The following is a 14989-nucleotide window of genomic DNA, read 5'->3' as shown; positions in this document are numbered from 1 at the left end:
CATGCGGGGGCGGCAACGCACGACGATGATGTAAGGGAATCAAAGGCAGCCATGCAGCGGCCCGCCCCCTGCGGGGCGGATCTGCGGCAGGCTTACAGGAAAGAAGGGAAAACAAGGGTCATGCGCCCATCATGGCGCGTGGCGCGGGGCCGGTCAAGCGCTTTCAACTGCGCTTGACCGCTGCTGGGCTAACTGACGCAATAGCGCACGGCATGCGCTTCCATCGGCAGCGGGATTTCCCAGTTCCACAGCATCGATTGCAGCTTCTTGTTGCTCAGCGAGGTGTCGCGCTGACCGTTGCGCCGCAGTAATTCCTTGCGTGGCTGTTCCAGGTACACGAGCTCCACCTGCGCGTGGTATTTGTACAGCAGATTGAGCGTCTTTTCGCGCATCAGTTTCGACAGATGCGTGGCGTTCCACACGAACGGTTCGCCCTTGCGCAACAGTTCGCGCGCCCGTTCTTCCGCATAATCACCCACCTGCCCCTCGTTCTTGCCGTGCTTCAAGCCCAAGGCCGTGCGCGCATCGTCGAAGGACACGACGGGCAGGCGCGGATGGTGTTTGTCCACCCACGTATTCTTGCCGGACGCGGGCAAGCCCGACATGACGATCACGTGCGAACCCGGCTCCTGGAACAGGGGATAATCGGGATGCGCCTCGGCGCCGCGAAAGTATTTCACGCGCGTGTGGTCGTCAACAAAAACCCTCCGCTGTCCATAGCAACCCTCCTCGCGCGCCAGCTCTCTGAACAGCTCGATGGCGTCAAGTATGCGCTGCGGATCGGGGCAGATGCGTCCGCGAATATCCGCCTCGGCCAGCATGGCCAGCAAGCGGATATCGACCTGCCACGACAGTTCGCGCACGGTAAATTCCGGCGTCACGCCGCGCCGCGATGTTTCCAGCGCAAAGAAGGGCACCTGGTGCACATTGATCAGGCGGCAGATTTCCTCGCGCACGGCAAATGGCACGTCGCAGTCCCACAGCGCGATGCGCGCATCGAGCGCGCCCTTGCGCGAATGGCCGGGCTGGCCGATGGCGCCCGTCGCCGGGTCGATCACCGTGGTGCTGCACTTGGCCACGTCATGCAGCAAGGCGGCGAGAAACACGATTTCCTGTTCGGCGCGCGTGGCAGCCTGGTAGTCGGGCATGGCCAGCAGGGATTCCACCACCATCATGGTATGCGTCCACACATCGCCTTCCGCGTGGTAGACGGGATTTTGCGGCGTCGTCTTCGCCAGTTCCAGTTGCGGAAAGGCAGCCAGGCAGGCGCTAAAGTCGGGTGAGCGCCCCGCTGGCGGCACCAGTTGTTGCAGGGTTTTCCAGTGCATCATTTTGTACTCCTTGAGAAGGCAGCCAGTTCGTCCAGCGACTGGCAGGTGTGCAAGCCCAGGCTCTCCCACGTGACCAGCGGCTGCGGCGCGTACAGGTCCACGCCCTCGGCCAGCTGGTTGGGGATCAATGGCCGCGTGCTGTGGTGCGAACCGCTGTCGAGGATGGTTTGCGTAAAGTCATGCCGCACCAGCTTGTAGCGGGCCAGCACTTGCTCGTCGTCTTCCACTTTCAGGTACAGCCCTTCCGCGTGGTCCGACTTGTCCGTCTGTTTCCAGCACAGGTCCAGCGGCAGGCGCTCGCGCGCCACCGCGTGTTCAAAAGCATCGCGCCACAGCAGGGACTTGGCCAGCGAATGGCGCAGCAGCTGCCACAGCTGCCTGGGCGACGTAGGCATCTTGCCCGCATACAGCACGGGAACCGATAGCACGGGCGAGCCGGCCAGCATGGCGTGGCGGCGCGCCGTCGACAAAAACCTTTGCGTACGCCGGCAATACACGTCGAACTCGTTGAAATAATGGGGCAGGCGGTCGTAAAACACGGAATGCTTGCTGTAAGACCATTCGCCAAACAGCACAAATTGATCTTCCAGCAAATGCAGCAAGGCGTGTTCATGCGCATGCGCCCACGGTTTCAACAGGTTGAACTGGCGTTCGCTGCCGCCGCCTGCCAGGTAGTGACCGCGCGACTGCAGCAGCACCTCGCCCGCATCGCTGAACGACACGGCAGAGTTGGCGCCATCGATTTTTTCCTCGATGACGACGTACTGGCCGGCCAGCTTTTTCAGGGGCATCTGGTCGGAACCGTCGTCGCCGTCCTGCAGGCGCGAGCCTTCCAGGTGCGGCGTGCGCGGGTATTTGAATAAGGGTAAAGATTGTAAAAACATAGCGTCCCACGCCGCGTTCACCGGGGCGTGTCCATACAGGGTCAGGGGTGCTGACGACGTGTTCGGGCGTGGACGATCGAGACTAGCGTCACGGATACGTGTGCGGATGGAGCAAAAACAGTGCCGCAGCAATCGGGGGCGTCAACGCGCCGAACGATGCTGCAGAGAGCATTTCGTCAGCGTTAGCAGGTGATGGCGAAGTAGCGAGGCACTTTTGGCTCCAATAAGGAAGAGGTTCGAGAAAGAACGTGGAATATAAAGGCTGTTTGATTATTTTGCAAGTGGCTCCGCGTATCGTGCGCACTCCAGTGCTGACCCTCGCTTTGCAATCACCACGAAATTTGCTAAGCTGGCGGCACTTCCTGTCGCTGCTGCGTGGAAAACAAACATGGCCCTTGCAAAAAGGCCGTGCATTCGTTATTTCCGGAGCAGAATCGTGTTTCCCCTATCCAGATTACAAAAAGCCCTGCGCCGCCAGGGCATCGCTGTCGCCTATGCCGACGGCATTTATACACTCAGCAATCCGCACGCCCAGGCGTCCGTGCTGCTGCCCCACAACTTTCCCCTCGAGGAAAAAGCCGTGCGTCAACTGATGGAGTTTGCCGCCGTCGCCGTGCCCGGCCAGGATGGCCATGTGTGCAAGGCCTGCGCCACGCCCGACTTTCACCCTGGCAGCATCGCGCCCGTGGGCAGCATCGTCGCCACCAGTGCCGACATGGTGATCCCCGCCATCCCCGGCACGGACATCGCTTGCGGCATGCGCCTGATCACAACAGGCTTGACCCTGGCGCAGTTCGAAGCGCGCAAGCCGCAGCTGTTGAGCAAGCTCAAGCATGTGCTGCTGGAAGACGGCCGCAACGTGCCGCTGCGTTCGAAAGCGTTTGCCGCCCTGTTCGACGTGGGGCCGGAAGCGTTCATCGACAGCTTGCACAAGGATGGCATGTGCGGCTTGTGGCCCCGGGTCGACAAGGCGCGGCTGCTGCGCGAACTCGACGATTGCATTGCCCTGCGCGAACTGGGCGGCGGCTTGCGCCATGCGCCCGAAGCGATGGTGGGCGCGCGCGAAGTGATACGCGACCCCAGCCTGGGCACCACGGGATCGGGCAACCATTTCGTGGAAATCCAGCTGGTCGATACTGTCATGGACCGCCACGCCGCGTACCGGCACGGACTGGTGCCCGGCGAAGTAGTCGTCATGATCCACAGCGGCAGCCGCGACGTGGGCTTTTTCGTCGGCAGCCGCTGGATGGACCGCGCCAAAGAAGCCTGGCCGACAGGCATGCGCCACCCGCAATCGGGCCTGTACGGCTTGACGGGCGAACTGGCCGGCGACTACATGGACGCCATGGGCGTGGCGTCGCGCTACGCCTGGCTCAACCGCATGGTGCTGGCCGAGCTGGTGCGTGACAGCCTGTCGCAGGTGTATGCGCACGATAGCTCGCGCCTGGTGGTGGACGTGCCGCACAACGTCATCTTGCGCGAGCACGGCATGAACATCCACCGCAAGGGCGCCACGCCGGCGCGCGAAGGCGACCTGGCGCTGATCCCCGGCTCCATGGGCGACTATTCCTATGTAGCAACGGGGATGGGCAATCCAGACTGGCTGTGGTCGTGTTCCCATGGCGCGGGGCGCAGCATCCGCCGCCAGGCCATGCGCGCGATCAGGCCCACGGTGGGTAGCGACGAAATGGCCTTCCAGTGCGTGACCCTGCGCGAAGAACGCCGCGTCGAGGAAGCGCCGATGGCGTACAAGAAGATCGGTCCCGTCATCGCCGCGCAGGAGGAAGCGGGCTTGCTGCAATCGGTGGCGCGACTGAAACCTTTATTGACGTTCAAGGCCTAGGGGCAAGGTCTAATGCAGCAATTGCGGCACGGCGGCCGCCATCAATGAGATACCGATGGCGGTCAGCACGGCAAACGCAATGCGGCGCATGCCACGTTGGGCGATCGGTGGCGGGTAGCGCTTGCCGGCCATCGTGGCCAGCACGCCGACGGGCAAGGCCAGCGCGCACAGCAGCAGGACTTTCGCGTCCAGCTGGCCCTGGCTGCCCGCCATCAGCGAGCGTCCGCCCGCGCTGATGGCGAACAGGAAGATCAGGCTGTAGCGGATGGTGGTCAAGCTCATTTCCTGGCGGTAAAACTGGTACACGAGCGGTGGCCCGGCCAGCGAAAACAGGCCCGAGAACAGGCCGCCGCACACGCCGCTGATGAAAAAGCTGCGTTTATCGGCCGCGCCCGGTCCAGGCGGCGCCTGCAGCAGGATGCTGACGCCGCCATACACGATGGCCGCGCCCAGCAGCAGCTTCAGCAAGGGCGCATATGCCTGGTCCAGATATCCCAACAACAACACGCCGGCCGCCATGGCCGGCAGCAAGCCGATGCTGGCCGCGCGGATGGCGCGCCAGTCCAGGTGGTGCAAGGCACCCGGCAATGCCACCAGGCAGTTAGCCAACGACAACAAACTGACGAGGGCTGCCAGCGCGGGCACGGGCGCCAGGCCCAGTCCGCTGGCCACGCCCATGACGATCATGCCCAGGCCAAAGCCCGTGACGGTCTGGAAATATGTACCCACCGCCACCACGCCCAGCAGCGCCAGCACGGACAGGCTGAACAACTCAGCGCCCACCCTGGGCCTGCACGGACGTCACGGCAATGACGTTATACACATCGTCGGCGCTGCAACCGCGCGACAAATCATTGGCCGGCTTGTTCAAGCCTTGCAGCAAGGGGCCGATGGCGACGGCGCCGCCCATGCGCTCGGCCAGCTTGTAGCCGATATTGCCTGCATCGAGGTTCGGGAATACCAGCACGTTCGCGCGTCCGTTGACGACGGAATCCTTGACCTTGCGCTGGGAAATCTCGGCCACGATGGCCGCGTCGAGCTGCACGTCGCCATCGATGGCCAGCAGCGGACGCTGGGCCTTGACCCGGTCCGTGGCCGCATGCACCTTGTCGACGGCCGCGTGATGGGCGCTGCCGCTGGTGGAAAACGACAGCATGGCGACTCGGGGCGCTTCCATCAGCAAGGCTTGCGCGCTGTCGGCGGCGGCCATGGCGATGTCGGCCAATTCCTCCGCTTTCGGATCGACGACGAGGGCGCAATCGGAAAAGATGAAACCGCCCTTCAGGCTGTGAAAAGGTTCGCACAGCATCATCAGGAAAAAACTGGACACCAGCTTGAAGGCTGGGTCAACGCCGATAATCTGGATAGCGCTGCGCACCACGTCGGCCGTCGTATGCACGGCCCCCGCCACGCAGCCGTCGGCATCGCCCAGGCGCACCATCAGGTTGGCGTAGCACAGCGGGTCTTGCACGGCGAGCCTGGCCTGCTCCACCGTCATGCCCTTGGCCTGGCGCAGCACAAACAATTGCTGGGCATAGTGTTCCGACTCCTCGGAAGTGGCAGGGTCCACCAGGCGCACGGCGTCCAGGTTCAGCGCATGTTCATGCGCCAGGGCCAGGATGGCGGCCGGCTTGCCCACAATGGTGATATGCGCCAGGCCTTCGCTTGCTGCGCGCGCGGCCGCCTGCAGCACGCGCGCATCGTCGCCCTCGCACAACACGATGTTTTTCGGCACGGCGCGGGCTTGGGCGATGATGCGGTGCAGGGCTTTCATGGGTACTCCAATTCGGTAAAAAAAGTGCCGGAACCATGGAAGCATGAAGCATGAAGAATGAACCATGGTTCCGGCACATAAAACCCGGCAAGCCGGGGTCATACAAGGATCGGGTAGACTGCTGACTGATTACACGTAGTCTTTGTACTTGTCCAGGTGACGCACAGGTTTGCTCAGCGCATCGCGGCGGAACGGATCGCCCAGCTCGCGCGTGCACATGATTTCAATGATGGTGGTCTTGCCTTCATTCATCTGCATGTCGATGGCCTTTTTCAAGGCTGGCCCCACGTCTTCCAGCTTGTCGACCGTGATGCCTTCGGCGCCCATGGCCCGCGCGATTTCCGCGAAGCTCTGGTTGTCGAGTTCACCGGCCACGAAGCGGCGATTGTAGAAATCGACCTGGTTTTTCTTTTCCGCGCCCCACTGGCGGTTGTGGAACACCACGGCCGTCACGGGAATGTTGTGGCGCACGCAGGTCATCGTTTCCATCAAGCTCATGCCCCAGGCGCCGTCGCCCGCATACGACACGGCCGGACGGTGCGGTGCGGCCACTTTCGCACCGATGATGGTCGGAAACGCATAGCCGCAGTTGCCAAAGCTCATCGCTGCAAAGAAACTGCGCGGCTTTTCGAAGCGCAAATAACTGTTCGCCACCGAGTTGATGTTGCCGATGTCGGTCGACACCATCACGTCTTCCGGCATGGCTTTTTCCAGCTCGCGCAAGACCTGGCGCGGGTGCAGGTAATTGCCCGGCTCCTTCTTTTGCTCTTCGATCATGTCCAGGCTGTACGCATCTTTTTCATGCGTCCAGTTCGTCAATTCCTCTTCCCACGCGGCCTTTTCCGCCTGCACGGTGGCATAGCGCTCGTCGCGCGTCGCGTCACAGTCGAGGCTCTTTCCATCCAGGCGGGCCAGGATGGCTTTCGCGGCCGCCTTGGCGTCGCCGCAGATGCCCACCGAAATCTTTTTCACCAGGCCCAGCATCTTGTTGTCCGCATCGATCTGGATGATCTTGGCGTTCTTCGGCCAGTAATCCATGCCGTGCTGCGGCAAGGTGCCGAACGGGCCCAGGCGCGAACCGAGGGCGACGACGACGTCGGCCTTGGCGATCAGTTTCATGGCCGCCTTGGACCCTTGGTAACCGAGCGGACCGCACCACAGCGGGTGGCTGGCGGGAAACGAGTCGTTGTGCAGATAGCTGTTGACGACGGGGGCACCGAGGCGTTCGGCCAGTGCCTTGCATTCTTCGATCGCTTCGCCCATGACGACGCCGCCGCCCGAGATGATCACGGGGAACTTGGCTTTCGCCAGCAGTTCGGCCGCATCGTTGAGGCTTTGCTCGCCGCCGGCGCCACGGTCCAGGCGGTTCGGTTTTGGAATCTCGGCCTTGATTTCGCCATAGAAATAGTCGCGCGGGATGTTCAGCTGGGTCGGGCCCATTTCCGACATGGCGCGGTCAAAGCAGCGGCCCGTGAATTCGGCCATGCGGGCAGGATTGGTCACGTGGCCTTGATATTTCGTGAATTCCTCGAACATCGGCAGCTGGTTCGCTTCCTGGAAGCCGCCCAGGCCCATGCTCATGGTGCCCGTCTCAGGGGTAATGATGACGACCGGGGTGTGCGCCCAGTAGGCGGCGGCGATGGCTGTGACGCAATTGCTGATGCCAGGGCCGTTCTGGCCGATGACCACGCCATGGCGGCCCGAGACGCGGGCGTAACCGTCGGCCATGTGGCCGGCGCCCTGCTCGTGCACGACGGGAATCAATCGGATGCCGGCGGGAGCAAAGATATCCATCGGGTCCATGAAGGCCGATCCCATGATGCCGAACATGTCGGTCACGCCATTGGCGGCCAGGGTTTCCACGAACGCTTCGGAAGGCGTCATCTTTTGCGGGCCCACCGGGGTTGCTGCGGTAGTGGCAGCGGCGGCGGCTTTTTGGTCGGACAAATCGGTCATGGCACAGTCTCCTTACGGTTTTATAAAAAATCGGTATATTTTGTTCCGATATTTGAAATACGTGTTCAATTTAACGGTTGCGAAATGCGCTGTCAATGAAAATTCATGAAAAATCGGACTGTTTCATTCCTGAATCCGGAATCCGTGGCTTTGACCCACTCCTGAAACAACAATGGCGGGCTATCCGCAAAAGACAGCCCGCCATCGATACCTCGTGCGCTGCGTCCTAGAACTTCAGGCGCATGCCGGCCGTGAAGGCGCTCGAGTTATGGCCCGGCAAGGGCACGCTGCCGCCGCTCGATGCGTCGCCAACGAAGTTGGTGCCCGCGCCATCGTTGCTGATACGTCCGTACGAGGTGTACAGATTGGTGCGCTTGGACAAGGCATAGGTATAGCCGATGGCCAGCTGGCGCCCGCCGCGGCGCGCATTCGTGCGGTCATCCTTCTTGATGTAAGACGCCATCACGCTGCCAGCCACGCCCACGGGGGCCGACACGCCCAGCATGACATCGCGGAAATCCGTGCCCGCATCATCCTTGTCCGTTTCATACGCGGCGTGCAGCTTGGCGGGGCCGAAGTCGTAGGTACCGCCCAGCAAGGTGACTTTCGCCGTGTTCAGCGGCGTGTCCTTGCGGTTGTCGTGCGCCAGGGTCAGCACCAGCGGGCCGTTGGCGTAATCGATGGAAAAGTCGATAGTGCGGCCCAGGGTGTTGCTGTCCGGCTTTTCGCCGAGGCCAAGCATGATGGCGGCCGACAAGCCGTTCACCTTCGGCGTTTCGTACATGATGGAGTTTTTCGTGCGCAGGCTGGCCACGCTCATCAGGTTGATCGAGGCGCCCGTCAGGCCCGTCTCGAAGGGGTCGATATTGTCCAGCGCGGTGAACAGCGGATTGTGCTGCAAGCCGATATTCACGGCGCCGAAGTCACCCGACAGGCCCACGTAGGCCTTGCGTCCGAACAAGGCGCCCTGGCGGTAAGCGCCCGTATCGAGGTCGAGGCCATTTTCCAGCAAGAAGTTGGCTTTTAAGTTATTGCCCAGGTCTTCCGTACCCTTGAAGCCGATGCGGCTGCCCGACTGCACGCCGGTGGCCAGCTTGGTGACGGAACCGTCCGCGCCGCCGTGTTCGGACGTCAGGCCCGCGTCGAGCAAGCCGTACACGGTGACGGACGATTGGGCGCTGGCGCTGCCAGCGAAGAGTGTGGCCAGGACGGCCGCCGCTACGAGTGTGTGTTTCATGTCATCTCCAGGTATTGTGGTTTTTATCGTGCTTCAAACAGGAATCAACAACGGTGCTGCAAATGCGGTAATGCGACGGCTCAGGCGATCAGCCCGGCCATCGGCGACGAGGGCGAGGCGCTCATGGCGCCCGCTCTCCGGGGCATGCGTCCGGCCAGATAAGCCTCGCGTCCGCCCTGCACTGCCAGTTTCATGGCGCGCGCCATGCGTATCGGTTCGCGCGCCGCCGCGATGGCGGTATTCATCAGGATGCCGTCGCAACCGAGCTCCATGGCGATGGCCGCATCCGACGCCGTGCCGACGCCGGCATCGACCAGCACGGGTACCGTGGCTTGCTCGATGATCAGCGACAGATTCCACGGATTCAAAATGCCCATGCCCGAGCCGATCAGTGACGCCAGCGGCATGACGGCGATGCAGCCGAGGTCTTCCAGCATGAGCGCCTGGATGGGATCGTCGCTGCAATACACCATCACCTGGAAGCCGTCGCGCACCAGCTCCCCGGCCGCTTTTAACGTTTCCGGCATGTTCGGGAACAGGGTCTTTTCATCACCGAGCACTTCCAGCTTGCACAGCGGGTGGCCGCCCAGCAGTTCGCGTGCCAGTTGCAAGGTGTAGACGGCGTCGCGGGCGTTGTAGCAGCCGCCCGTGTTGGGCAAAATCGTATATTTCGACGGCGGAATGAAGTCCAGCAAATTCGGCTCGCCCTTTTCCTGGCCAATGTTGACCCTGCGAATCGTGACGGTGACGATCTCGGCGCCGCTCTCTTCGATGGCGAGGCGCGTTTCCTCGAAATCCTTGTATTTTCCTGTACCCACCAGCAGGCGCGACTGGTAAGTGGTGCCGGCCAGGGTCAGGCCGGTAGGTGCTTGGCTGGGGGTGGCGTCGTCTCTCATCTCGATCTCCTTTGTTGACTTAACCGAAGCTGGGGTCAGTCCCTTCGGGATCGGAATATGCCCCACTGAGGCACATTCCCCCAGCGGGTCTGACCCCGGAATTCCTCTGCTGCAGACGGCGGCGCCAAGCGCTCCCCGCAAAACGCAAAATCGACTTCGGGCCGCCGTCCTGACACGAGATCGGCAATCGCCCTGCCCGCGCCGCAGCCCATGGTCCAGCCCAGGGTGCCGTGGCCCGTGTTGAGGAAGAGCTGGCGGTAGCGCGTGGCGCCGATGTACGGCACGTTCGAGGGCGTCAGGGGACGCAGGCCGGCCCAGTAGACGGGGTCGCTGTAATCGCAGGCGTGGGGAAACAGCGCTTGCACGCGGCGCGTGATGGCGGCACAGCGCACGGAATTAAGTTCGCGCGTGTAGCCGTTCAACTCGCACGTTCCCGCCACGCGCAGGCGCTCGCCCAGGCGCGAAAACACCAGTTTGTGGCCGTCGTCCGTCAGCGAGACGGAAGGTGCGCTGACGGGGTCGACAATCGGATAGGTGGCAGAGTATCCCTTGCCCGGATACAGCATCAAGCGGATGCCCAGCGGCTGCAGCAGGGGCGCGGAAAAGCTGCCCATGGCCACCACCACGGCATCCGCATGCTCGAGGCGATGACGCCCTTGCGCATCGATGCATTCCACTCCAATGATGCGCTCGCCATCTGCCAGCAAGCGCGTCACCGTCGTGCCGTACCGGAAATCCACGCCCGCCGTAACGGCGCGCGCGGCCAGGGCCGTGGTAAACAAATGCACGTCGCCCGACTCGTCGCTGGCAGTAAAGTCGCCGCCGACGATGCGGCTGCGCACGTGGCGCAGGGCAGGTTCCAGCCGTATCACTTCATTGGCGCTGACGGTGTTGCGCGGGCAGCCCAGTGCGCGCAAGAGCGCGGCACCTGCTTGCGATTTGTCAAATTCCTGCTGGTCTGTATAGAAATGCAAGATGCCCCGCTCCAGGTGGTCATAGGGTATGCCCGTCTCGCGGCGCAACGCTTGCAGGCTCTGGCGGCTGTACTCGGCCAGGGCGACGATCTGGCGCATATTGCGCGACACGCGCGACGGCAGGCATTCGCGCAGGTAATGCAGCACCCACTGCCATTGCAGCACATCAAGGCGTGGACGAAACAGCAGCGGCGCATCATCCTTGCCCAGCCACGTGAGCACCTTGCGCAAGGTGGCGGGGTTGGCCCACGGTTCTGCGTGCGAGACGGAAATCTGCCCGCCATTGCCAAAACTGGTTTCCTGCGCGGCGCCCGCCTGGCGCTCAAGCACGCGCACATCGTGGCCCGCCTGGCGCAAGTACCAGGCCGATGCAGTGCCGACCACGCCGGCGCCGAGGACAAGGATCTTCATGGCGGGCTCGACTCGCTTAGCGCGTCAGCAGCACGGCGATGGCGACGAAGGCGGCGATCCACACCGTTTCCATTACCAGCATGATCACGGGACGCCAGCCCAGCGAGGCCAGCGACTGGAACGACGTTTTCACGCCCAGCGCGGCGATGGCGATGACGAGGCAGGCGCGCGAGGCATTGTTGATCCAGCCATTCACTTCCTGCGGGATCAGGCCCAGGCTGTTGGTAATCACCAGCCAGACAAAGCCGATCAGGAAGAAAGGCACCAGCGGCGGCGCATCGACTTCGCTCTTGCCATCCTTGCGCTTGAACATGATCGACAGGCCCAGCACGACGGGCACGAGGCAAGCCACGCGCGTCAATTTGACGAAGGTGGCCACGTCGCCCGTATGGTTGCTCACCAGATAGCCGGCGCCCACCACTTGCGCCACGTCATGGATGGTGCCGCCGATGAACACGCCCGCTTCCGTGGGGTCAAAGCCCAGCAGTTTGACCAGCAGCGGGTAGACGATCATGGCCAGGGTCGACAGCGACGTCACGCCCACCACCGTCAGCAGGGTGAATTTTTCATTTTCCTTGGTTTGCGGCAGCACGGCCGAGATGGCCAGCGCGGCCGAGGCGCCGCAGATGGCCACGGAACCGCCCGACAAAATACCTTCCGTGATGGGGCGTTTCAGCCACTTGGCCAGCAAATAACCGAAACCCAGGGTGGCAATCAGGCCGCCGACGACGATCAGCAGGGGCGTCACGCCCACGGAAGCGATCTGATTGAAGGTGATGCGCGCGCCCAGCAGGGCCACGCCCGTGCGCAGCAGCACCTTGCTGCAAAACTCGATGCCGGGCTTGCAGGTGGGATCGGAGGCGAGGAAGTGGAAGGCCAGGCCGAAGAACAGCGCATACAGCAGTTGGGGGCCGCCGTAATTGCTGGAAATAAAGGTGGCCGACAGGGCGATCACCAGCGCGATGGCGACGCCGGGCCAGCTGCGCAGCACAGCGCGTGGGCGCCAGATGGCAACGGCGGAAGACAGGTAGGGAATGTTTTTGTCGACAACGCGTGTTATCGCTGAGGAGTTGGTTTTCATGCGGGTCCGCTCATAATGTTTTAAAAATTGGGACATTTCATCTCGTTTTTTAATAATACACGATGAGCTAGCGAAGTCCATGCTTTTCCATGAAAATCGAAACCGGATGTTCCGGAAACTGACGTTTTGATGTTGATACTGGCGTAAACGACAAGCGGCGCGGCCCTTTGCAGGGACGCGCCGCTCATTGACGTTGTGACGATCTATTTCTTGCTGAGGCGGGTGATCAGGCTGGACGTGTCATAGCGGTTGCCGCCCGCCTGCTGCACTTCGCCATAGAACTGGTCCGTCAAGGTCGTCACGGGCAAGTCGCTGCCGTTGCGCCTGGCTTCGGCGAGGCAGATGCCCAGGTCCTTGCGCATCAGGTCGACGGCAAAACCGAAGTCGAACTTGCGTTCGATCATGGTCTTGCCCCGGTTTTCCAGCTGCCACGACTGCGCCGCGCCCTTGGAAATGACGTCCACCACCAGCGCCGCGTCCAAGCCCGCGTTTTCCGCAAAGGCGATGCCTTCGCTCAGCGCCTGCACCAGGCCGGCGATGCAGATCTGGTTGACCATCTTCGTCAACTGGCCGGAACCGGACGCGCCCATGTAGGTGACTGCGCGCGAAAACAAGGCGATGACGGGTTCGGCGCGCGCATAGGCTTGCGCGTCGCCGCCTACCATCACCGTCAGCTTGCCGTTTTCCGCGCCCGCCTGGCCGCCGGACACGGGCGCGTCAAGGAAGAACACGCCCTTCTCTTTCGCCGCCGCGTGGATGGTGCGCGCCGCTTCGGCCGAGGCCGTCGTGTGGTCGATCAGTATGCTGCCCGGCGCCATGGCCGACAGCAGGCCGCCCTCTTCCAGGATGACTTGATACAGATCGTTATCGTTGCCGATGCAGGTGAAGACAAACTCGGCGCCCGCAGCGGCCGCGGCCGGCGTGGCGGCGCTGCTGCCCTTGTGCTGCTCCAGCCAGGCGGCCGCGCGGGCCGGGTTGCGGTTGTACACGGTGACGTCATGTCCGCCCGCCGCCAGGTGACCTGCCATGGGGAAACCCATGACGCCCAAACCGATGAATGCCACTTTTGCCATATTGTCCGTCCTGTCGATGAATGAATCCGATTATTGTTGCATTACCTTGCACAAGATCAAAGCACTTCGCGAAATGCGATCATCAAGGCTGCACACTCGGCCGGGTTACCGATGCTGATGCGCAAATACTGGCTGATGCGCGGTGCATTGAAATGGCGCACGATGACGGAGCGGGCGCGCAAGCCGGCCGCCAGCTGCGCCGCGTCATGCTGCGGGTGGCGGGCAAAGACAAAATTGGCCACCGAAGGCAGCACCTCGAAGCCCAGCGCCGCCAAGTCCGCCGTCAGCTGTTCGCGGCTGGCGATGACGGCCTGGCGCGTCTGCTGGAAATACGCTTCGTCGTGCAGCGAAGCGACGGCGCCGGCCAGCGCCAGCCGGTCCAGCGGATACGAGTTGAAACTGTTCTTGACCCGTTCGAGCGCCTCGATCAGGTCCGCATGCCCGAAGGCACAGCCCACGCGCAAGCCGGCCAGCGAGCGCGATTTCGAGAACGTCTGTACCACCAGCAAGTTAGGATAACGGTCGACCAAGGCCACGGCGCTCTCGCCGCCGAAATCCACATATGCTTCATCGACCACCACCACGGCATCGGGATGCTCGCGCAGCAAGGTTTCCACGCCGGCCAAAGGCAAGTCCACGCCCGTGGGCGCGTTGGGATTGGGGAAGATGATGGCGCCGCATGGGCCCTGATAGTCTTCCGGGCGTATGCGCATGGCGTCGTCGAGGGGCACGGTGCGGTAATCGATGCCGTACAGCTTGCAGTACACGGGATAGAAGCTATAGCTGATGTCGGGGAACAACAGCGGCGCATCGTGCTTGAGCAAGGCCATGAAGGCCAGTGCCAGCACTTCGTCGGAACCGTTGCCGACGAACACTTGCGCGCTGGTCAAGCCGTGGTAGGCGGCCAGGGTTTGCTTCAATTCGCTGGCGGACGGGTCCGGGTACAGGCGCAGGCTGTCGTTGGCGGCTTCGCGCAGCGCGGCCAGCACCTGCGGCGACGGACCATAGGGGTTTTCGTTGGTGTTGAGTTTGACCAGGTCGGGCAGTTTGGGTTGCTCACCGGGGATGTAGGGGGTCAGCTCGCTGACGATGTTGCTCCAGAATCGGCTCATTGCTTTGCTTTGGTATGGGGGCAGGATGGTGATCGGGTAGATTACCATGGCTGGGATAGATCAAGGTGGCGGGGCGCTGGCCATTAGCGCTTGAATGGAGGAAAAAACGCCTTGCGCTGCGCGCTTTGGGCGGTTTTTCAACCTGCTTTGATACCTCGCAGGTCGGTTGGCATCTGTGGCGGGCATAAAAAAAGCTCCCTTGCGGGAGCTTCTCTTATGTATTCTGGCGGAGAGGGTGGGATTCGAACCCACGGTACGATTTAACGTACGCTTGATTTCGAGTCAAGTACATTCGACCACTCTGCCACCTCTCCGTTTACTGCGGTCTATTCATTCAAACTGGCATGCCGGTTTGAACGAGGCGCTATTTTAGCATGGGCATTGTTGGCTTGGGTAGGGGTTTTATTGGTGAATTGC

At 62.3% G+C, this 14989-nt stretch carries 12 protein-coding genes and 1 tRNA gene; 1 reads left to right on the top strand and 12 read right to left on the bottom strand.

Annotation, left to right across the window (positions count from 1 at the left end; translation table 11 throughout):
- Nucleotides 1-188: 188 nt before the first annotated feature.
- Both CLU92_RS01625 and CLU92_RS01620 read right to left on the bottom strand, forming a co-directional pair.
- Nucleotides 189-1331: an AAA family ATPase gene (locus tag CLU92_RS01625; RefSeq protein ID WP_373917216.1), complete on the bottom strand. Its 1143-nt coding sequence runs from the start codon at nucleotides 1329-1331 to the stop codon at nucleotides 189-191.
- Nucleotides 1328-2215, bottom strand: coding sequence for an RNA ligase family protein (locus CLU92_RS01620; protein WP_101480452.1), 888 nt, complete (start codon nucleotides 2213-2215; stop codon nucleotides 1328-1330). Before CLU92_RS01620 ends, CLU92_RS01625 begins: the two co-directional genes overlap by 4 nt.
- A 436-nt stretch (nucleotides 2216-2651) precedes the next feature.
- Here CLU92_RS01620 and CLU92_RS01615 point away from each other — a divergent pair, with 436 nt between their 5' ends.
- Nucleotides 2652-4058: an RtcB family protein gene (locus CLU92_RS01615; protein ID WP_180338400.1), complete on the top strand. Its 1407-nt coding sequence runs from the start codon at nucleotides 2652-2654 to the stop codon at nucleotides 4056-4058.
- Between the two features lie 9 nt (nucleotides 4059-4067).
- Here the strand turns inward: CLU92_RS01615 and CLU92_RS01610 are convergent, their stop codons facing one another.
- The 10 genes from CLU92_RS01610 to CLU92_RS01565 all read right to left on the bottom strand — a co-directional run bounded on the left by CLU92_RS01610 (nucleotide 4068) and on the right by CLU92_RS01565 (nucleotide 14886).
- Nucleotides 4068-4829: a sulfite exporter TauE/SafE family protein gene (locus CLU92_RS01610; protein WP_257560825.1), complete on the bottom strand. Its 762-nt coding sequence runs from the start codon at nucleotides 4827-4829 to the stop codon at nucleotides 4068-4070.
- Nucleotide 4830: 1 nt separating this feature from the next.
- The gene (pta, locus tag CLU92_RS01605) at nucleotides 4831-5832 is read right to left on the bottom strand and encodes a phosphate acetyltransferase (RefSeq protein ID WP_101480449.1); all 1002 of its coding nucleotides are present in this window, start codon (nucleotides 5830-5832) and stop codon (nucleotides 4831-4833) included.
- 129 nt (nucleotides 5833-5961) lie between these two features.
- Nucleotides 5962-7788 (bottom strand): sulfoacetaldehyde acetyltransferase, encoded by a 1827-nt coding sequence (xsc, locus tag CLU92_RS01600; protein WP_101480448.1) that lies wholly within the window; start codon nucleotides 7786-7788, stop codon nucleotides 5962-5964.
- A 226-nt stretch (nucleotides 7789-8014) separates the two neighbouring features.
- Nucleotides 8015-9025 carry a porin gene (locus CLU92_RS01595; RefSeq protein WP_101480447.1) on the bottom strand — a complete coding sequence of 337 codons (1011 nt, stop codon included), beginning with the start codon at nucleotides 9023-9025 and terminating at the stop codon, nucleotides 8015-8017.
- Between the two features lie 80 nt (nucleotides 9026-9105).
- Nucleotides 9106-9921, bottom strand: a complete 816-nt coding sequence (locus tag CLU92_RS01590; protein ID WP_101480446.1) for a thiazole synthase — start codon at nucleotides 9919-9921, stop codon at nucleotides 9106-9108.
- A gap of 35 nt (nucleotides 9922-9956) precedes the next feature.
- Nucleotides 9957-11306: a D-amino acid dehydrogenase gene (locus CLU92_RS01585; RefSeq protein ID WP_101480445.1), complete on the bottom strand. Its 1350-nt coding sequence runs from the start codon at nucleotides 11304-11306 to the stop codon at nucleotides 9957-9959.
- Nucleotides 11307-11322: 16 nt separating this feature from the next.
- A complete protein-coding gene (locus tag CLU92_RS01580; RefSeq protein ID WP_101480444.1) occupies nucleotides 11323-12387 on the bottom strand; it encodes a YeiH family protein in 1065 nt (354 codons plus the stop codon).
- Nucleotides 12388-12590: 203 nt separating this feature from the next.
- A complete protein-coding gene (locus CLU92_RS01575; protein WP_101480443.1) occupies nucleotides 12591-13460 on the bottom strand; it encodes an NAD(P)-dependent oxidoreductase in 870 nt (289 codons plus the stop codon).
- 56 nt (nucleotides 13461-13516) lie between these two features.
- The gene (gene hisC / locus CLU92_RS01570) at nucleotides 13517-14572 is read right to left on the bottom strand and encodes a histidinol-phosphate transaminase (RefSeq protein ID WP_101480442.1); all 1056 of its coding nucleotides are present in this window, start codon (nucleotides 14570-14572) and stop codon (nucleotides 13517-13519) included.
- A gap of 224 nt (nucleotides 14573-14796) precedes the next feature.
- A tRNA-Ser gene (locus CLU92_RS01565) sits at nucleotides 14797-14886 on the bottom strand.
- Nucleotides 14887-14989 lie beyond the last annotated feature (103 nt).

This window comes from Janthinobacterium sp. 61 (assembly GCF_002846335.1).
In the GTDB taxonomy this organism is placed as follows: domain Bacteria; phylum Pseudomonadota; class Gammaproteobacteria; order Burkholderiales; family Burkholderiaceae_D; genus Janthinobacterium.
The sequence above is the reverse complement of the archived record's forward strand: the minus strand, read 5'-3'. Positions and strand labels throughout refer to the sequence as shown.